Source organism: Campylobacter sp. BCW_6464 (genome assembly GCF_001762775.1).
Classification (GTDB): domain Bacteria; phylum Campylobacterota; class Campylobacteria; order Campylobacterales; family Campylobacteraceae; genus Campylobacter_D; species Campylobacter_D jejuni.
Window position 1 is genome coordinate 15221 of record NZ_MJXM01000078.1, and the last position, 19990, is coordinate 35210.

A 19990-nucleotide genomic window follows, 5' to 3' on the forward strand; every position below is an offset into this window, starting at 1 on the left:
TATAATGTTTAAAAATAATCATAAAGGAGTTTTTATGCTTAATCAAAATAATCAAGAGCTTTTTAAGCCAAGTAAAGAATTTTCTCGTAATGCTCGTATAAAAAATTTATGTGAATACTATGATTTATGCGATGAAGCCAAGGAAGATTTTGAAGGTTTTTGGAAAAGACAAGCACTTGAGAAGATCGAGTGGTTTTCGCCTTTTTCAAGAGTGCTAAATGAGGATAAAGCTCCATTTTATAAATGGTTTGAAGGTGGAACTTTAAATGTAAGCTATCAATGTCTTGATCGTCATATGAAAACAAGACGCAATAAAGCTGCTTTGATTTTTGAAGGTGAAATGGGGGATTATGAAGTTTATACTTATAGAAGATTATTGCATGAAACTTGCAAGGCAGCCAATTTGCTTAAAAAATTCGGAGTAAAAAAAGGCGATAGGGTTGTAATTTATATGCCTATGATTCCAGAAACAGCTATAGTAATGTTAGCTTGTGCAAGGATTGGGGCTATTCATAGTGTGGTATTTGGAGGGTTTTCTCCTGAAGCCTTAAGAGATAGAATTATAGATGCAGGAGCTAAACTTGTAGTAACGGCTGATGGTGCTTTTCGTCGTGGCAAACCTTATATGTTAAAACCTGCAGTAGATAAGGCTTTAAGTGAAGGGTGTGAAAGTGTAGAAAAAGTACTTATAGTTATACGCAATAATGAGCCTATAGAATATGTTAAAGGAAGGGACTATGTTTATAACGAACTTGTGAAAAATGAGTCTTATAAGTGTGAACCCGAAATCATGGATAGCGAGGATTTGTTGTTTTTGCTTTACACTTCAGGATCAACGGGCAAGCCAAAAGGAGTTATGCATGCAAGTGCAGGATATATACTTTGGGCACAAATGACTATGGAATGGGTTTTTGATATTAAAGATTATGATAATTATTGGTGTAGTGCTGATGTGGGTTGGATTACAGGACATACTTATGTAGTTTATGGGCCTTTAGCATGTGGAGCAACGACTATAATGCATGAAGGAACTCCTACTTATCCAAATTCTGGGCGTTGGTGGAGAATGATAGAAGAGTATCAAATAAGCAAATTCTACACTTCGCCAACTGCCATAAGAATGCTTCATGCTGATGCGCCTGATGAGCCAAGAAAATATGATTTAAGTACGCTTGAAGTGCTTGGAACGGTTGGAGAGCCTATAAATCCTAGTGCTTGGAAGTGGTTTTATGATGAAATAGGGGGAGCTAAAAGTCCTATAGTCGATACTTGGTGGCAAACAGAAACAGGTGGACATATGATCACGCCTTTACCAGGCGCTACTCCTTTAAAACCAAGTTGTGCTACCTTGCCTTTGCCAGGAATTTTTGCAGAAGTTATTGATGAAGAAGGCAATAAAAAAGATGAAGGTGAAGATGGATTGCTTTGTATAACCAAACCTTGGCCTTCGATGATTCGTGGAATTTGGGGTAATGATGAACGCTATATAGAAAGTTATTTTTCTCAAGCTAGAAAAGATGGAAAAGCTGTATATTTTAGTGGCGATGGTGCTTTTTATGATAAAAATGGTTATATTACCATCACAGGAAGAACAGATGATGTGGTTAATGTTGCAGGACATCGTATAGGAACGGCTGAAATTGAAAGTGCTATTGCTAAACATCCAAGTGTAGCAGAATCAGCTATAGTGAGTATTTTGGATGCGATTAAGGGCGAGTCACTGTTTGCTTTTGTGGTTTTAAGTCCTGCATCCAGTTGTGATCTTGGCGGAGCTATAGAAACTTTAAAGGAACTTAATGACATTTTAAGAGTAGAGATAGGACCTATAGCTAAAATAGAAAAAATTCTTTATACTCCAGGTTTGCCAAAAACTAGAAGTGGTAAAATAATGAGAAGAATTTTAAGAACTATAGCAAGAGGTGAAGAAATCAAACAAGATATTTCAACACTTGAAGATTCTGGAGTAGTAGAAACCATTGTTAAATTGGCTAAGGCCGAGTTTGAATAACCAAGGTAAAAAGAACTTTGCCTTGTTTTGTTGCATAAAAATTCATAAAAATAAGCTATAATGATAAAAAAATAAAAGGAAATTTTTATGCTTCAAACTTGTATTTTCCCTGCGGCAGGTTATGGGACGAGATTTTTACCTGCAACAAAAACTTTACCTAAAGAGATGTTGCCTATCTTAACTAAACCTTTGATTCATTATGGGGTTGATGAAGCTTTGGAAGCAGGAATGGAAAATATGGGCTTTGTCACAGGGCGTGGAAAAAGAGCTTTAGAAGATTATTTTGATATTTCTTATGAACTTGAGCATCAAATTTCAGGTACAAAAAAAGAATACTTACTTGATGAAATTCGTTCTTTAATCAATCGTTGTACCTTTACTTTTACAAGACAAAATCAAATGAAAGGTTTAGGTGATGCGGTTTTAAAAGGTAAACCTTTAGTTGGCGATGAAGCTTTTGGCGTAATTTTGGCTGATGATTTGTGTGTTAATGAAGAAGGCTTAAATGTTATGGCTCAAATGGTAAAAATTTATGAAAAATATCGCTGCACCATCATAGCTGTGATGGAGGTACCAAAAGAACAAGTTTCAAATTATGGAGTAATTTCTGGAAATTTTGTAGAAGAAAATCTTATTATGGTTAATTCTATGATAGAAAAACCAAGTCCTGATGAAGCTCCAAGTAATCTTGCTATCATAGGAAGATATATTTTAACTCCTGATATTTTTGGAATTTTAGAAAATACTAAAGCAGGAAAAAATGGCGAAATTCAACTTACCGACGCGCTTTTAACTCAAGCAACCAATGGTATGGTTTTAGCTTATAAATTTCAAGGGAAACGCTTTGATTGTGGAAGCGTAGAAGGCTTTGTAGAGGCGACAAATTATTTTTACGAGAAAAGTAAATGTTAAACAATACACTTTTTTTTAAGCAAAGTGAAATTCACACTATAAGTTCTTATGCAAATCGTATTAATGATGAGGTAAAAAGTGGAGATATAGGGTATTATCATCTTATTGACACAAGTTTGAATTTAATCGATAAGAGCTTGAAATTTATTCAAGATAAAGAATATGTAAAAAATGTCGTTTTAGTTGGAATGGGAGGTTCAAGTTGCGGTGTAAAAGCCTTGCGCGATATGCTTTTTAATGAAAAAAGTAACCAAAGAGAGCTTTTTATACTCGATAACACAAGCTCACATTCTTTTAATAAGACTTTAGAAAAAATCAAGCTTGAAGAAAGTTTGTTTTTAATCATCAGTAAAACAGGTAGCACTATAGAAGTCGTATCACTTTTTAAACTTCTTATTGAACATTTTAAACTTGATATGCAAGAATTAAAAAAATACTTTGTTTTTATTACTGATAAGGATTCAAAACTTCATAAAGAAGGTGAAAATTTAGGTATTAAATGCTTTTTTATCCCTGCAAATGTAGGAGGTCGTTTTAGCATACTTTCAGCTGTGGGTATAGTTCCACTTTGTTTTTGTGGCTATAATGCCAAAGCTCTTTTAGAAGGAGCTAAAGCTTGTTTTGAAGATTTTTTTACTCGCAAAAAAGATGAAATTTTACAAAAGGCTTATCATTATTGCACACACAAAAATGCCAATATCAATGTGCTTTTTTCATATAGTGATGCTTTTAAAGGCTTTAACGAATGGTATATCCAGCTTATTGCTGAAAGTTTAGGTAAAAAGCAAGGCTATAAACGCATAGGTTTAACTCCTGTTGCACTCATTGGAGCAAGAGATCAGCATAGTTTTTTACAACTCATCATGGATGGACCTAAAAATAAAACTGTAACTTTTTTAAAAATCAAAGACGCTCAAAAAGCACCTATTATCCCTGATATTCATTTTAAATTTTTAGATTCTTTAAGTAATAAAGTCAATCTTCACGAACTTTTAAACGCCCAATGTGATGCAACTATGCATGCTTTAATCGCCGAAAATTTGAGTGTTGATGTGATAGAACTTGAAAAACTTGACGCTTGGCATGCGGGATATTTGATGTATTATTATGAACTTTTTACTTCAACTTGCGGTGTTATGCTAGGGATTAACACTTATGATCAACCTGGTGTGGAAGTTGGAAAGTTGATCTTAAAAAATATATTAATTTCTTAATCAAAATTCATTAAAAAAAGAGTATAATAATTTTAAGTTAAAATTATAATAAAAATTTTTAATTAATAATAATTATTATTTAAGAATTTTATACTATAATTTTAAAAATCAAAAAAAGGAGTCAATCATGTCAGTTACAAAACAATTATTACAAATGCAAGCAGATGCTCATCATCTATGGGTTAAATTTCATAATTATCACTGGAATGTAAAAGGTTTGCAATTTTTTTCTATACACGAGTACACAGAAAAAGCTTATGAAGAAATGGCAGAACTTTTTGATAGTTGTGCTGAAAGAGTTTTACAACTTGGCGAAAAAGCTATCATTTGCCAAAAAGTTTTAATGGAAAATGCAAAAAGTCCAAAAGTTGCAAAAGATTGCTTTACTCCGCTTGAAGTCATAGAACTGATCAAACAAGATTATGAATATCTTTTAGCAGAATTTAAAAAACTCAATGAAGCAGCAGAAAAAGAAAGTGATACCACAACAGCTGCTTTTGCGCAAGAAAATATCGCAAAATATGAAAAAAGTCTTTGGATGATAGGCGCTACTTTACAAGGTGCTTGCAAAATGTAATTTAAGGGGCTTTATGCCCCAATTATACTAACTAGGTTATAATATCCTTTTTTTAAAGGATAAAATTGAAAGTACTTAATTTTTTTTATGAAAACCATCCTAAATTTGAAGTAAGTTATGAAAGAAAAATTCAAATTTCAAAACTAAATATTATCATAAAAGGCCCACGATTTTGTGGTAAAAAAACGCTTATTTTTAATTTTTTATCTCAATTTAAAGCAAGTGAAATTTTGTTTTTAGATTTATATGATACACGTTTTGAAAAACAAAGTTTAGAAAGACTTTCTGATTTTCTGAATGAAAATTTACAAATTAAAATTCTTTGCCTTTATAATTTGGATTTTATTCCTAATTTAGAAAAAATTAAAATTCCCATCATCTTAAGTACAAATATAAAAGATTTAAATGTAAATGGGTTTGAAGAACTTGAACTTGATTATTTTGATTTTGAAGAATTTATTAGTGTAAGTAAGAAAAATTTACCTATAAATAATTTAGTAGGTCTTTTTTTGCAAAGTGGACGGAGTAAATTTGGAGAAAAAAACATACTTTTAAGACAAAGCTTTACTCTTTTAGAATTAGAAATTTTAAAGTATTTAGCTTTAAATTTGGGTCAGCAAATCAGTATTTCTAAGATATTTATAGAACTCAAAAAAAGATTAAAAACTTCAAAAGATAGTGTTTATCAAGCTATAAAAAAATTAGAAAATACTTATGTGATTTATACTTTAAAACATGATGAAAAAAAACTTCAAAAGATTTATTTTAAAGATTTTGGCCTAAGAAATAATCTTTGTATTTCAAAGGATTTTTCACATTTATTTGAAAATTTAGTTTTAAGCGAGTTGTTTAAATTTAAAGAAGAATTTTTTTATAACAAATACTTTAACTTTTATAGCCAAATATCTAAAATTGCTTATATTTCAAGTCCAACTTTAGATATTGATTTGATCAAGCTACGTGCTAAGAAAATTTTACCAAAGGCTTTAGAACTTGGAATTTTTCATGTGATTTTTATCACTCTTTCAAGCGAGGATAGTTTTTTTGAGCAAGGGATTAAATTTGAAGTCATATCTTTTGATAAATTTTCACTTGGATTTTAGGCGTTGTTTGATTTTGTATCGTATTTTTCAAGGTTGTATCGTTTGATGATTTTTGTAATAAGATTGATATAATATCCCTTGCGTTCAGAATAAGAATCTAAAGTTTTAATAGCCTCTAGCCCTGTTATCTCTTTGTCTTCGCTTTCAAATTTAGCTCTTACATCGCGAAACTTTTCATAAGCAAAATGACGATTTAAATTTAAAACATAAGAGTCAACACTATCTTGCAGACTATCAAAAATTTTAATTTTGTGTTTTTTATCTGGATGTCTTAGATCAGGAATTAAACCTTTCTCACCCCAAGTCCATTCTCCAAAAAGATTGTTTGCTTCTCTTGCGAAGCGACTGGTACCTGTAGCACTTTCAACTAAAGCTTGGGCTATACCCATGGATTTTGGAATTTTTTGAATACGTTTTTTATATTCTGCAAAATCATAAAGATTTTCAATGCGATATTTGTTTTTTATCGTGATAAGTTTTTCAAGATTTATTTGGTTTGAAGTCCTAAAGCCTGTTTTGTAAGCATCTTTAAAAAAGGCTTCGATAAAGGCTCTTTCTTGTTCAATTTTTTTAAAGCTTTGATCAAACATTTCATTCATTTTTATAAAAAAAATTTGTCTTTTTTGATCTATATCAAGTTTGTAATATTCCTCTCCAAATCCACTCTTTAGATCATCAGCAAAAAGTGGGATTAGAAAAAGACTAAGAAAAATTATAATTGGCTTCAAAACAATACTTTACCTTTCCTTCAAAAAACAATTCTTCATTTTTATATGCAAACCCTACCTCTTCACCACTTTTAGGAGTTATTTTAACTTTATTTTGTACTTTTTTATTTAAAAATGCCAGATAAAAACAAGCCCCCATTCCTGTGCCACAAGCTAAGGTTTCATCTTCAACTCCGCGTTCATAAGTACGAACTTTTAAATGATTTTCATCTAAAATTTTTACAAAATTAACATTGGCATTATATTTTTGTCTCATTTTTTGACAAAGCATTGTATCAAATTCATCTAAATTTTGACAAAAATGTACTAGATGTGGAACTCCAGTGTTGCAAAGTTGCCAAGTTTTTCCTAATTCTTCAAAAGTATTTTGTACACTTTTTATTTTGCCTAAAGATACTTCAACTTTATCTTGATTTACCTTTGCTTTTATTACTCCTGCACCGGTTAAAAAACTCATGTTAGGATTTATTTTGTTAATATGATGTGCAAAATGTGCCGCAGCCCTTGAGCCATTGCCACACATAGCAGCCCTTGAGCCATCGTTATTATAAAATTCCCATTCAAAGTCGTATTTTTCATGAGGCAATATCACGATAAAGCCATCCGCACCTATGCCTTCATAACGATTACAAAGTTCTTTAGCTAAAGCACTTCTATCTTCTTTTCTATCAGCATTTGTTATGACAAAATCATTCCCACTTGCACAATATTTATAAAATTTCACATTTTTCCTTTAGAAATTTCTTGTATTACTTTAACACATTCTTGCCTAAAATCGGCATAAGAATTAGTATTTTTAATGATAAAATCTGCTTTTTTAAGTTTTTCTTCAATATCTATTTGAGAATCAAGTCTTGCTTTTGCAGCTTCTAAGCTGAGCTTATCTCTTTGCATGATTCTTTTAAGGCTTAATTCTTTAGGTGTGTAAATTACAATGACTTTGCCTAAATTTTCATAAGCACCGCTTTCAAAAAAAAGAGGAATTTCTACAAAAAAAGCTTTATTTTCCTTATCTAGAATTTGCATTTGTTCTAAAATTTTAGCTCGAATTTTAGGATGAGTGAAATTTTCTAAGATTTTTTTAGCTTCTTTATTGTTAAAAACAATTTCTCCAAGGATTTTTCTATCGATTTTCTTTTCTTTTGTGAGTAAATTTTTTAAACTAAAGGGAGAAAAAATCTTTTCAAGTTCTAAAGCATTTTCATCTAAAATTTTATGAGCGATTTTGTCTGCGCTAATGCTTTTAAAGCCTAAAGAATTCGCTATTTCTATAAAAGTGCTTTTACCGCAAGCAATTGAAGCGGTTACAAAAAAAGCATTTTTCATCTTATGCCTTATTAAAACTTTTTTCGTTAAAATACCTTTTTAGTTCTTAAAGGAAAATAAATGAAAATTTCATATAAAGATGCAGGCGTAAGTATAGATAATGGAAATGCCTTTGTAGAGGCTATAAAACCTTTGGTTAAAGAAACTTTTAATGATAATGTTGTAGGCGGAATTGGTTCTTTTGCTGGTGCTTTTAGAATGCCAAGTGGTTTTAAAAAGCCTGTGATTTTAGGTGCAACAGATGGGGTTGGTACCAAGCTTCGCTTGGCAATTGATGCTAAAAAATATGATACTATAGGGCAAGATTTAGTAGCAATGTGTGTGAATGATTTGATTTGTAATTTTGCTACGCCTTTGTTTTTCCTAGATTATTATGCTACAGCCAAGCTCGAAGTAGAAGTAGCAAAGGCTGTTGTATCAGGCATTGCCAAGGGATGTAAGATGGCAAATTGTGCATTAATTGGCGGAGAAACTGCTGAAATGCCTGGAATGTATGCAAAAGATGATTTTGATCTTGCGGGTTTTGCAGTGGGTATGGCTGAAGAAGATGAGATTGATAGAAGTAAATTTGTTAAAAATGGTGATATTTTATTGGCACTTCCTAGTTCAGGACTTCATTCAAATGGTTATTCTTTAGCTAGAAAAGTACTTTTTGAAAGTTTAAAATTAAAATTTGATGACAAGATAGAGGGTAAAAATTTAATTGATATTTTGTTAGAACCTACAAGGATTTATGTGCGTGATTTTCTTACACTAAAGCCTTATATCAGTGCTCTAGCACATATTACAGGGGGTGGTTTAGTAGAAAATTTACCACGCGTTTTACCTCGTGGTATGGGTGCAACTATACGCAAACATCATCTTAAAACTCCTGAAATTTTTTATACTATAGGACAGGCTGTAGAAGAAAGCGAAATGTATAGAAGCTTTAACATGGGAGCGGGTTTAGTAATGGTTGTAGATCCTTCTAATGTAAGTAAGGTTTTAGAAAATTCAGATGCCTTTATTATCGGCGAAATTTGCATTAATGAAGGTATTGTTTTAGAGTGAAAATAAAGCGTCAATACGCTTTATTTGTGTATTTTAAGTTCTATTTTTGTAGTGTTTTGTTCTTTTGGCAAAGGATTGGTTTGTGCTAGATAAAAGGCTACGAGTACATTTACAAGCATAGCGATAAGTAAAAGAGGAGTGGTTCGTTTTATAATATCCATTGGAGCTACTTTTGCAAATCCAGCTAAAGCTATGATTCCGCCTGCTATTGGTGAAGCTGCACGACCTAAACAAGATGCAATTTCTATAGGTAAAACTAGAGTAATAGGTGCAACGCCTAATTTTGTAGCTATATCAGGAGATAGTTTTCCAAAAGCATTAAAAGCAGCAATTCCACTTCCCATAATCACTGTGGCAAAATAAACTAAAAAGCTTAAAATAGCTATACTCAAAAGAATTCCAAACCATGCAAAATTTCCTGTTCCAAGATTTGAAACCGCGTTAGCAAGGATATTAACTCCACCAAGTGCTTTAATGCCTTCAGCAAATACTCCAGCGGCGATGATTATGCTTACGACTGAGATAAAAATTTCAGCCATAGCTTTTAAAATCACCATCATATCTTCGCCTAATTTTCTAGCATTTCTGTGTCTTGCAAATTCAACAAGAAAAACTAAAGAAATGCTTACAAAATTTGCTGTTACAACATCGAGCTTGATAGTAAAAAAATACGCTGTAAATAAAAATACAACAGGTAACCAAGGAAAGAGTATGTAAAAAGTAGGGCATTTAGGATCAATGATTTGCGGAATTTCAACTTCATCATTTAAAACACCTTTTTCTTTATCTCTTTTATCAATCCAAGCAAAATAAAAAGGAATCAAGATGGCAATAACTACAACATAGGCAATCACACTATAAATTTGGTAATTTAAAAAAAGCCCTACGACATTATCACTTTGTCCTACTATATCTGCCATATTGATTGAATTTCCATCTTTTGGACCATAATCAAGCGCAATTAAAGAAAGCACACATACAGCTGTAATAGGACGGATTTTAAGTGAGATTAAAACAGGATAAATACATGCTAACAAAAGCAAAAGCAATCCAGCATAGCTAGAAATGACGATTTTTAAAGCCATTCCAACAACAAAAGTTCCACTTAAAATCAAGTATTTATTTTTGATTTTTCCTAAGGGTTTATTTGCTAAAAAAGCAAGTTTTGCCGAAGCATTGATATGTTTCATATAGGCAGCAAAACCTGCCACACTCATGATAATAAGTCCTACTCCAGAAAGCTGACTTTTAAAAGTCGCTGTGATAAAAGCATAGCTATCAAGTAAAACATTCAAAAAGCTTGCATGTTCTCTGCTCGGGGCTTTTGGTATAGGTGCTCCTGTGATGTAAAAAGCAAAAATAAGCAAGATAATACCTGAAAGAAAAAATACAAAAATAGGATTGTATTTTTTGAGTATATAATAAGCAACAACAATTACCGCTAAAAGTGTAGAACATATCATAAAAATTGGCATGATTTCTCCTAAGGTTATTATTAGCTTTTATTTTATTTTAGCTAAAATTTAACTAATAAATATTTTTCATTTAAAATTTTACTTATTTTTTGCATTATAAAATTAATAATATGTATAGTTTGGTTACTGAAAGGTTTATGTTTGTATAAAAAATGATTTTTATATTATAATTATAAACAAATCATAAATATTAAAAAGGATCTAGTGTGGCAAGAATTTTGGCATTTGATATAGGAATAAGCTCTATTGGCTGGGCATTTAGCGAAAATGATGAGTTAAAAGATTGCGGAGTTAGGATTTTTACAAAGGCTGAAAATCCTAAAACAGGAGAATCCTTAGCCTTGCCAAGACGCCTTGCAAGAAGTGCTAGAAAACGCCTTGCTAGACGCAAAGCAAGGCTAAATCACTTAAAACATTTAATCGCAAATGAATTTAAGTTAAATTACGAAGATTATCAAAGCTTTGATGAAAGTTTAGCTAAGGCTTATAAAGGCTCTTTAATTAGCCCTTATGAGTTAAGATTTAGAGCTTTAAACGAGCTTTTAAGTAAGCAAGATTTTGCAAGAGTGATTTTACATATTGCAAAAAGGCGTGGCTATGATGATATTAAAAATAATGGTGATGAAGAAAAAGGCGAGATTTTAAAAGCTATCAAGCAAAATGAAGAAAAATTAGTAAGTTATCAAAGTGTAGGCGAGTATCTTTATAAAGAGTATTTTCAAAAATTCAAAGAAAATTCCAAAGAATTTATAAATGTTAGAAATAAAAAAGAAAGTTATGAACGCTGCATAGCGCAAAGTTTTTTAAAAGACGAATTAAAGCTTATTTTTCAAAAACAAAGAAAATTTGGCTTTTCTTTCTCAAAGAAATTTGAAGAAGAAGTGCTTAGTGTAGCATTTTATAAAAGGGCTTTAAAAGATTTTTCTCATTTGGTGGGAAATTGTAGTTTTTTTACTGATGAAAAAAGAGCGCCAAAAAATTCGCCCTTAGCTTTTATGTTTGTAGCGCTTACAAGAATTATCAATCTTTTAAACAATCTTAAAAATACTGAAGGAATTTTATATACAAAAGATGATTTAAACACGCTTTTAAATGAAGTTTTAAAAAACGGCACTCTAACTTATAAACAAACAAAAAAGCTTTTGGGCTTAAGTAATGATTATGAGTTTAAAGGAGAAAAAGGAACTTATTTTATTGAGTTTCAAAAATACAAAGAATTTGTAAAAGCCCTAGGTGAGCATAATTTAAGCCAAGATGATTTAAATGAAATAGCAAAAGATATTACCCTTATAAAAGATGAGATTAAACTTAAAAAGGCTTTAGCAAAATATGATTTAAATCAAAATCAAATTGATAGCTTAAGCAAATTGGAATTTAAAGACCATTTAAATATAAGTTTTAAAGCCTTAAAACTTATCACTCCTTTAATGCTTGAAGGTAAAAAATACGATGAAGCTTGCAATGAGCTTAATTTAAAAGTAGCAATTAATGAAGATAAAAAAAGACTTTTTACCCGCATTTAATGAAACTTATTACAAAGATGAAGTAACTAATCCTGTGGTTTTAAGGGCGATTAAAGAATATAGAAAGGTCTTAAATGCCTTGCTTAAAAAATACGGTAAAGTGCATAAAATAAACATTGAATTAGCAAGAGAAGTAGGTAAAAATCACAGTCAAAGAGCTAAAATAGAAAAAGAGCAAAACGAAAACTACAAGGCCAAAAAAGACGCCGAACTTGAATGTGAGAAACTAGGCTTAAAAATAAATAGTAAAAATATTTTAAAATTAAGATTATTTAAAGAACAAAAAGAATTTTGTGTTTATAGTGGGGAAAAGATTAAAATTAGTGATTTGCAAGATGAAAAAATGCTTGAAATTGACCATATTTACCCTTATTCTAGAAGTTTTGATGATTCTTATATGAATAAAGTTTTAGTTTTTACCAAGCAAAATCAAGAAAAACTTAATAAAACCCCCTTTGAAACCTTTGGCAATGATAGAGTAAAATGGCAGAAAATTGAAGTTTTAGCAAAAAATTTACCTACTAAAAAGCAAAAAAGAATTTTAGATAAAAACTACAAAGACAAAGAGCAAAAAGACTTTAAAGATAGAAATCTAAACGATACTCGCTACATCGCAAGGCTTGTTTTAAACTATACTAAAGATTATTTAGATTTTTTACCTTTAAGTGATGATGAAAATACAAAATTAAACGACACACAAAAAGGCTCAAAAGTGCATGTAGAAGCAAAAAGCGGTATGCTAACATCCACTTTAAGACACACTTGGGGCTTTAGCACTAAGGATAGAAATAACCATCTTCATCATGCCATCGATGCAGCAATTATTGCTTATGCAAACAACTCTATCGTAAAGGCTTTTTCAGATTTTAAAAAAGAGCAAGAAAGCAACACTGCAGAACTTTATGCAAAAAAAATTAGTGAATTAGATTATAAAAACAAAAGGAAGTTTTTTGAGCCTTTTAGTGGTTTTAGGCAAAAGCTTTTAGATAAAATTGATGAAATTTTTGTCTCAAAACCTGAGAGAAAAAAGCCAAGTGGAGCTTTACATGAAGAAACATTTAGAAAAGAAGAAGAATTCTATCAATCATACGGCGGAAAAGAAGGAGTTTTAAAAGCCCTAGAGCTTGGTAAAATCCGCAAAGTAAATGGTAAAATCGTTAGCAATGGTGATATGTTTAGAGTGGATATTTTTAAACACAAAAAGACAAATAAATTTTATGCTGTGCCAATTTATACCATGGATTTTGCTTTAAAAGTATTACCAAATAAAGCCGTGGTGCAAGGTAAAGATAAAAAGTCAGGTCTTATAAAAGATTGGATTTTAATGGATGAAAATTATGAGTTTTGCTTTTCTTTATACAAAGATAGTTTGATTTTAATTCAAACTAAAGATATGCAAGAGCCAGAACTTGTTTATTATGAAAGGCTGGATAGCTCAAATGCTAGCCTAACTGTTTCAAAACACGATAATAAATTTGAAACGCTAAGCAAAAATCAAAAAATATTGTTTAAAAATGCAAATGAAAAAGAAGTAATCGCAAAAAGCATAGGAATTCAAAATCTAAAAGTATTTGAAAAATATATAGTTTCAGCACTTGGAGAAGTGACAAAGGCTGAGTTTAGACAAAGAGAAGATTTTAAAAAATGAGTTACGATGAAGCTTTTAAAACACTACTTATTAGCTCTAATGCCAAGCTAAATTTAGAGCTAAATCATCTTGTGATTAAGCAAGATGAAAATGTAGCAAAATTGTTTTTAAAAGATATAAACATCATCGTTTTAGAAAGCTTGCAAGCAAGCCTGAGTTCCGCACTTTTTAACGCTTTTGCAAAGCATAAAATCATCTTGCTAACCTGTGATGAAACTCATAGTATAAATGGTGTTTTTACTCTTTTTTTAGGGCATTTTCAAAGTGCAAAAATCGCAAAAGAGCAAATGAATGTAAGTGCTCAAAAAAAGGCTATTTTATGGCAAAAAATCATTAAAAACAAAATCCTAAATCAAGCCTTTGTTTTGAAAAAACACAATAAAATAGAGCAAAGCAATGAGCTTGTAAATTTGGCTAAAAAAGTAACCTTAAATGATAGTAAAAATATTGAAGCTGTTGCGGCGGTGTTGTATTTTAAAACTTTGTTTGGTGCTTCTTTTTCAAGAGATGAGCTTTGCTTTGAAAATTCTGCTTTAAATTATGGCTATGCAATCATTAGGGCTTGTATTATTAGAGCAGTTTGTATCAGTGGACTTTTGCCTTGGCTTGGCATAAAGCACAATAATATTTATAATTCTTTTGCGCTTTGTGATGATTTGATAGAAGTGTTTAGGGCTAGTGTTGATGATTGTGTTTTAGAACTTGTGGGTGAAAGTGAGTTTTTAAACAAAGATGACAAAAGAGCGTTGATTGGTCATTTACAAAGCAAAATCAATTTTGATGGGCAAAATTATCCTTTAAATAGAGCGATAAATCATTATGTGGCAAATTTTAAAAATGCTTTATTGTATGAAGATGAACTAAAGATAGTGAAATTTGATGATTGAAGATAAATTTATGCGTGTGCTTTTGATGTTTGATGTGCCAACTAAAAGTAAAAAAGAGCAAAAACTAGCAAGTAAATTTAGAAACAATCTTATAAAATTAGGTTATTTTATGCTGCAATTTAGCGTTTATATGCGTATTTGCAAGGGTTTAAGTTCCGCAAAAAGTTCTATTGAAAATGTAAAAAAGATTTTGCCACCTTATGGAAATGTAAGGGCTTTAATCATCACTGAAAAGCAGTTTGATAAAATGGAGCTTTTGCTTGGTGGCATAGTTTTTAACGAAAAAGTTAATAACGAAACTAATTTAACGCTTTTTGATATAGATAGTCATGGAGAATTTAAATACAAAAATTCAAATAATGAAGAAATTCAAATAAACAAAAAACAAGAAAAATATCACCAGCAAAATTTATTTGAATTTTAAAAGCGGTTTTAGAGGATTGTAACCCCGCAGAGTCCCGCAAACTCTTTATTTTAGTCCCTTTTTAAATTTCTTATGAGATTATAGCAATTTTTGCTATTTTTATTAAAAAACCCTGAAATTTTCATTATCTGGTAAATATCTATTTTACCATAAAGAAATTTAAAAAGGGACTAAAAACCCTAGTGGATTGAAACTCCGCTAGGGCTAATTACTCCACTAAAAGGAGGTTGCAAATTTGAAATTTATTGAAATTTATGGTTGATTAAAATCGAAATAAAATTATTTAAATAATTTCAAGGCATAAAGATAATATCCACTAAACTTTCATTTTCTAACATTTCACATTCTTTTGGCACCACCATAAGGGCAGCTTTATTGTTAAGATTGTTTATAATCGCACTAGAGCCTTCTTTTTTACCTTCAAGATTAGCTAAAATGCGTCCATTTTCAAACTTTATGTTACAAGCGACAAATTCCAAATAAGGTGTTTTTTTCTTGTAGCTTCCTTGTAAGAAGGCTTTGCAAATATAGTCTTTAGGCTGAAGTAACCAAGAGTTTAAAATCTCTCTTGCGTAAAGATTAAACATTACCATAGCCGAGTAAGGAAAACCTGGTAAGGCGATAATGAATTTTTCATTAGCCTTGGCTATTTTGATATGTCTACCTGGTTTTATGTCGGCTTTATCGATGATGATTTCGTATTCTTTGACAGCTTTTTTCAAAAAGTCAAAATCCCCCATAGAAACTCCGCCAGTTGTAACTAAAATATCACAACTTTGCAAAGCACTTTCAAGGGTAGAAAAAGTGGCTTTTTCATCATCTTTTAAAAGAGGAAAAACCCTTGTATCACAATTTAAATTTTTAGCTAAATTAGCTATGGCGATATGATTTGAAGAGCGGATTTGAGCGGGATTTTCTAAGGCTTCTCCTAGATCTTTGATCTCACTTCCACTACTTAAAACTCCTACAATAGGCTTTATAAACACACTAATGTGAAAAAATCCAAGTTCAGCCAAAAGAGCTATTTCGCTATAATTTAACCTTGTGCCTTTTTTGAGTAAAATTTCATCTTTTTTATAGTTTTCTCCTACCGCACGCACGGCAAAAGTTTGGGGAACTTTTTTTTCTATAAAAAGAGTATCATTTTCTACGCGTACATTTTCAACAGGGACTAAAGTATCGCTTCCTTCGCTCATGAGTGAGCCTGTAAAGGTTTTTACACAAGTACCATTTTGCACGCTAAATTGTGGCATAGTGCCCGCAGGTGTGAGGCCTAAAATTTTTAAAGTTTTATTTTGATCTTCAAATTTGATCGCATAACCATCCATAGCCGAAGTTGGAAATTCAGGCTGATTTTTAGGGGCTTTTATGTCTTGAGCTAAAATGCGTCCTAAACACTCTGTAAGAGCTATTTTTTCAATCTTTTCATAGGTTTTGATATGAGAATGTAAAATTTTTAAACTTTCTTCATAAGACATTAACATTTTTTATCCTTTTAAAAGTCCTGCACCGCAAAGTTTGGTTGATCTTTCTTTGGCATAAATTCTTTCTTTGTTTATCACATCATACTTCCAAATAGGTGCACTCGCTTTAAAATCTTCAACAAATTCATTAAGAAGTTTAAGTCCTAATTTTCTTTGTTTGCTTAAAATTCCTGCAAAATAAGAGCTTTCATGAACCGCCACATCGCCTATAGAGTGAGCAAAAAGCAAGCTAATACCATCAAAATCTACTCTTTTTTGCCACTCATTAAACCATTTTTTTAAAAGCGGTTCATAAATATCAAAACTAAGTGCCTCAATGCCTTCTTCTTCACGCACAATACCACAAAAAGTCAGTAAAGCACCGCAGTTTTTATCCTTGGCAAATTCATACCATTGGCTATAAATTTTAGGAATATCTAAAGAACCTTGATAAAGTGTAAAATGTTTCATTTAACCCCCACAAACTGGCGGTAAAAGTGCTATTTTATCACCATCTTTTAACTTAGTGTTTTCATCAAAAATGATTTCATCGTTTAAAGATACGGCACAAAGTTCTAGCCATTCTTTTAAACTCTCATCTTTTTGCAAAATTTCTTTTAATTCTTTTAAATTTTTTACCTCAAGTTCTAAATTTTCTTTATTTATGGGGCCTAAAAATTCCACTTTTACCATTTTATTCCTTTACTTCTAAATTTCCCATCATTCCTAAATCTTCATGTTCTAAAATATGACAATGATACATTCTAAGCCCTTTAAAATCTTGTTTCATTCTAAGTCTTAACTCTTCATTAGGACGCACATTTATAGTATCTCTTAAGGCTCTAAATTCGGATTTTTGAACTTTGCCATTGAGTTTTGATGAGATGAGTTCAAATTGCGTGCCATGTATATGGAAAGGATGATCCATGTGAGATTTATTTATCACTATCCAGTCTTCAACTACTCCAAGTTTGGAGCTTAAATCAATGCGTTTTAAATCATAGCTTTTGCCATTGATTAAAAACATAGACGCAAGAGCGATTTTTAATTCGCTTTCACTTTTTCCCATCATACCATGCATTTGCATATGATCTTCACTCATGATTATTTCTTTAAATTCCTTAGGTTCTTCTGAAGGTTTGAAAATTTTTAATTTTTTTGGAAGTTTTACATTTTCTTTTTTTAGGTTAATATTGGCTAGAAATAGGGTATTAGGTTCTTCTTTTACCATCATTTTATCCCTATCATAATAAGCACTTTCTAGCTTAAATTCCCCATCTTTTGGAGCGTCGATTAAAACTTCTACACGAGAAGCAGGACTTAAGAAAAGTTCTTCTTTATAAATAGCTTTTTCTATAAGTCCACCATCAGTACCAACAAGTATAAACTTAGCTCCTTGTATGCGTAAATTTAAATATCTTGCTGCAGTAGCATTATAAATGCGTATGCGTTCGTTTGTGGCGAGTTTGATTTTAGGTTTAAATTGTCCATTAATGAGTACAAATTCTCCTTCTCTACCATTTAGCCAATCATTTAGGTTATTGTTTGGAATTTGAGCGTTTTCATCAAGACGCAAATCGCTAATCATCAAATCTTTTTCTTTTAAATGACTTAAAGCATCTTTTTTTGCTTTGATCACAAAAGCCCCTGCTAAACCCATAAAAACTTGTTTAGAAGCCGTATAATGAGGATGTGGATGATACCAGTAAGTTCCTGCGCTATCTTGAGGAATTTCAAAACGATATATTCTTTCTTCTCCTGCTAAGATAGGATCATGTGGGCTTCCATCTTGATCAGGTGGCACAGGAACGCCATGCCAATGTATAGTTGTAGCTTCTTTGAGTTTGTTTTTGACTAAAATTTCAAGTTTATCTCCTTCAAAAACTTCTATTTTTGGAGCAGGCACGAGGCCATTGTAAGTATAAAATAAGGTTTTTTTACCTTTGATAAGCTCTATATGATTTTCTTTGATTTCTAGGGTAGCACGAAAAATATTTTTTTCTTTACTTTCATTTTTGAGTAAAGGCAAGGCTTTTAAAATTTCTCCTTGGGGGAATTGTTTTGGATCTAAAAGCTTTAAATTTTTTGGAGCAAAGTTTATAAAAGAAGTATCTAAGTCATGATTTATAGAATGATTTTTATGCATGGAGTGTATATCGTGCATAGGATTTGCATAGGCTACACCCATACTTGCTAGAGTGAGTGCATTAAATTTTAAAAAATTTCTTCTATTCATTAGTTTTTCCTTTTGCTTGATTTTTTATATTATAGTCATTATTTTTTTAGTTTTAGTAAATATTTATTTTGAAAATTTGGTTTAATTTTGTTATGATTTTAGCAATTTAATCAAGGAAAAATAATGTTTTATGAAAAAATTCAAACTCCAGCTTATATTTTAGAAGAAGATAAATTAAGAAAAAATTGTGAGCTTTTAGCAAGTGTTGGTGAAAAAAGTGGTGCTAAAGTGCTTTTAGCTTTAAAAGGTTTTGCTTTTTCAGGAGCGATGAAAATTGTCGGAGAATACCTAAAAGGTTGCACTTGTAGCGGACTTTGGGAAGCAAAATTTGCTAAAGAATACATGGATAAAGAAATTCATACTTATTCGCCTGCTTTTAAAGAAGATGAAATAGGTGAAATAGCCAGTTTATCTCATCACATAGTGTTTAATTCTTTAGCTCAATTTCATAAATTTCAAAGCAAAACACAAAAAAATTCCTTAGGTCTTCGTTGTAATGTTGAATTTTCTCTAGCCCCAAAAGAACTTTACAATCCTTGTGGAAGATACTCAAGACTTGGAATTCGTGCTAAAGATTTTGAAAATGTGGATTTAAATGCTATAGAAGGACTTCATTTTCACGCACTTTGTGAAGAAAGTGCTGATGCTCTAGAAGCTGTTTTAAAGGCTTTTGAAGAGAAATTTGGTAAATGGATAGGGCAAATGAAATGGGTGAATTTTGGAGGAGGACATCACATCACTAAAAAAGGCTATGATGTTGAAAAACTTATTGCTTTGTGTAAAAATTTCAGTGATAAATACGGTGTGCAAGTTTATCTTGAACCAGGCGAAGCGGTGGGTTGGCAAACAGGAAATTTGGTGGCTAGTGTAGTAGATATCATAGAAAATGAAAAACAAATTGCCATTTTAGATACTTCAAGCGAAGCACATATGCCAGATACTATCATCATGCCTTATACAAGTGAAGTTTTAAATGCTAGAATTTTAGCCACAAGAGAAAATGAAAAAATTTCAGACTTAAAAGAAAGCGAATTTTCCTATTTGCTTACTGGAAATACTTGTTTAGCGGGCGATGTAATGGGAGAATACGCCTTTGATAAAAAGCTTAAAATCGGCGATAAAATTGTTTTTTTAGATCAAATTCATTACACCATTGTGAAAAACACAACTTTTAATGGTATAAGACTTCCAAATCTCATGCTTTTAAATGTAAAAAATGAACTTCAAATGATAAGAGAATTTTCTTATAAGGATTATTCTTTAAGAAATTAGTATTATTTATAATTTGCATAAAATGTTAATTTTATTTGGAAGAGAATCAAAGATATAAATTTTATGCAAAGTATTTTATTTTTTCAAATATAAAATCAACTCAAATATCTAATTTTCAATATTTTGGTATGATTTTTTAATATT

The 19990-nt window shown here is 31.0% G+C and carries 17 protein-coding genes and 1 pseudogene; 10 read left to right on the plus strand and 8 right to left on the minus strand.

The window, feature by feature from the left end:
- Window positions 1–34: 34 nt before the first annotated feature.
- The 5 genes from acs (at window position 35) to AJ885_RS08180 (ending at window position 5814) form a co-directional block, all read left to right on the plus strand.
- On the plus strand, window positions 35–2008 hold the full coding sequence (acs, locus tag AJ885_RS08160) for an acetate--CoA ligase (RefSeq protein WP_070210374.1): 1974 nt from the start codon (window positions 35–37) through the stop codon (window positions 2006–2008).
- Between the two features lie 87 nt (window positions 2009–2095).
- Window positions 2096–2920 (plus strand): UTP--glucose-1-phosphate uridylyltransferase GalU, encoded by an 825-nt coding sequence (gene galU / locus AJ885_RS08165; RefSeq protein ID WP_002871129.1) that lies wholly within the window; start codon window positions 2096–2098, stop codon window positions 2918–2920.
- The gene (locus tag AJ885_RS08170) at window positions 2914–4134 is read left to right on the plus strand and encodes a glucose-6-phosphate isomerase (protein WP_070210373.1); all 1221 of its coding nucleotides are present in this window, start codon (window positions 2914–2916) and stop codon (window positions 4132–4134) included. The genes galU and AJ885_RS08170 overlap by 7 nt, the downstream gene beginning before the upstream one ends.
- 127 nt (window positions 4135–4261) lie before the next feature.
- Entirely contained in the window at window positions 4262–4711 is a 450-nt protein-coding gene (locus tag AJ885_RS08175; RefSeq protein WP_052858423.1) for a Dps family protein, read from the plus strand.
- A 65-nt stretch (window positions 4712–4776) separates the two neighbouring features.
- Window positions 4777–5814 carry a DUF4143 domain-containing protein gene (locus tag AJ885_RS08180; RefSeq protein WP_070210372.1) on the plus strand — a complete coding sequence of 346 codons (1038 nt, stop codon included), beginning with the start codon at window positions 4777–4779 and terminating at the stop codon, window positions 5812–5814.
- Here the strand turns inward: AJ885_RS08180 and AJ885_RS08185 are convergent.
- From AJ885_RS08185 to coaE, 3 genes are read right to left on the minus strand one after another with little or no spacing between them, the layout of a single operon-like run.
- Entirely contained in the window at window positions 5811–6542 is a 732-nt protein-coding gene (locus AJ885_RS08185; RefSeq protein ID WP_002862176.1) for a glucosaminidase domain-containing protein, read from the minus strand. The genes AJ885_RS08180 and AJ885_RS08185 overlap by 4 nt on opposite strands.
- The gene (gene dapF, locus AJ885_RS08190) at window positions 6517–7266 is read right to left on the minus strand and encodes a diaminopimelate epimerase (RefSeq protein ID WP_002855997.1); all 750 of its coding nucleotides are present in this window, start codon (window positions 7264–7266) and stop codon (window positions 6517–6519) included. Before dapF ends, AJ885_RS08185 begins: the two co-directional genes overlap by 26 nt.
- On the minus strand, window positions 7263–7868 hold the full coding sequence (gene coaE, locus AJ885_RS08195) for a dephospho-CoA kinase (protein ID WP_002826882.1): 606 nt from the start codon (window positions 7866–7868) through the stop codon (window positions 7263–7265). Before coaE ends, dapF begins: the two co-directional genes overlap by 4 nt.
- 60 nt (window positions 7869–7928) lie before the next feature.
- Here coaE and purM point away from each other — a divergent pair, with 60 nt between their 5' ends.
- A complete protein-coding gene (gene purM / locus AJ885_RS08200; protein ID WP_002881121.1) occupies window positions 7929–8918 on the plus strand; it encodes a phosphoribosylformylglycinamidine cyclo-ligase in 990 nt (329 codons plus the stop codon).
- 20 nt (window positions 8919–8938) lie between these two features.
- On the opposite strand, the gene dcuC is transcribed toward purM, so the two are convergent.
- Entirely contained in the window at window positions 8939–10393 is a 1455-nt protein-coding gene (gene dcuC, locus AJ885_RS08205) for a C4-dicarboxylate transporter DcuC (protein ID WP_002881123.1), read from the minus strand.
- Window positions 10394–10599: 206 nt separating this feature from the next.
- On the opposite strand from dcuC, the pseudogene cas9 reads away from it, so the two are divergent.
- The 3 genes and pseudogenes from cas9 to cas2 all read left to right on the plus strand — a co-directional run bounded on the left by cas9 (window position 10600) and on the right by cas2 (window position 14875).
- Window positions 10600–13564, plus strand: a pseudogene (gene cas9, locus AJ885_RS08210) (type II CRISPR RNA-guided endonuclease Cas9).
- Entirely contained in the window at window positions 13561–14451 is an 891-nt protein-coding gene (cas1, locus tag AJ885_RS08215; RefSeq protein ID WP_070281084.1) for a type II CRISPR-associated endonuclease Cas1, read from the plus strand. Before cas9 ends, cas1 begins: the two are co-directional and overlap by 4 nt.
- The gene (gene cas2, locus AJ885_RS08220) at window positions 14444–14875 is read left to right on the plus strand and encodes a CRISPR-associated endonuclease Cas2 (RefSeq protein ID WP_002797817.1); all 432 of its coding nucleotides are present in this window, start codon (window positions 14444–14446) and stop codon (window positions 14873–14875) included. Before cas1 ends, cas2 begins: the two co-directional genes overlap by 8 nt.
- A gap of 293 nt (window positions 14876–15168) precedes the next feature.
- Here the strand turns inward: cas2 and AJ885_RS08225 are convergent, their stop codons facing one another.
- From AJ885_RS08225 to cueO, 4 genes are read right to left on the minus strand one after another with little or no spacing between them, the layout of a single operon-like run.
- Window positions 15169–16359, minus strand: coding sequence for a molybdopterin molybdotransferase MoeA (locus AJ885_RS08225; protein ID WP_002881768.1), 1191 nt, complete (start codon window positions 16357–16359; stop codon window positions 15169–15171).
- 3 nt (window positions 16360–16362) lie between these two features.
- The gene (locus AJ885_RS08230; protein WP_002871117.1) at window positions 16363–16809 is read right to left on the minus strand and encodes a molybdopterin synthase catalytic subunit; all 447 of its coding nucleotides are present in this window, start codon (window positions 16807–16809) and stop codon (window positions 16363–16365) included.
- Window positions 16810–17031 (minus strand): MoaD/ThiS family protein, encoded by a 222-nt coding sequence (locus AJ885_RS08235; protein ID WP_002779488.1) that lies wholly within the window; start codon window positions 17029–17031, stop codon window positions 16810–16812.
- A gap of 1 nt (window position 17032) precedes the next feature.
- On the minus strand, window positions 17033–18574 hold the full coding sequence (gene cueO / locus AJ885_RS08240; protein ID WP_002871116.1) for a multicopper oxidase CueO: 1542 nt from the start codon (window positions 18572–18574) through the stop codon (window positions 17033–17035).
- A 123-nt stretch (window positions 18575–18697) separates the two neighbouring features.
- On the opposite strand from cueO, the gene nspC reads away from it, so the two are divergent.
- A complete protein-coding gene (nspC, locus tag AJ885_RS08245; protein ID WP_002881767.1) occupies window positions 18698–19846 on the plus strand; it encodes a carboxynorspermidine decarboxylase in 1149 nt (382 codons plus the stop codon).
- Window positions 19847–19990: the final 144 nt, after the last annotated feature.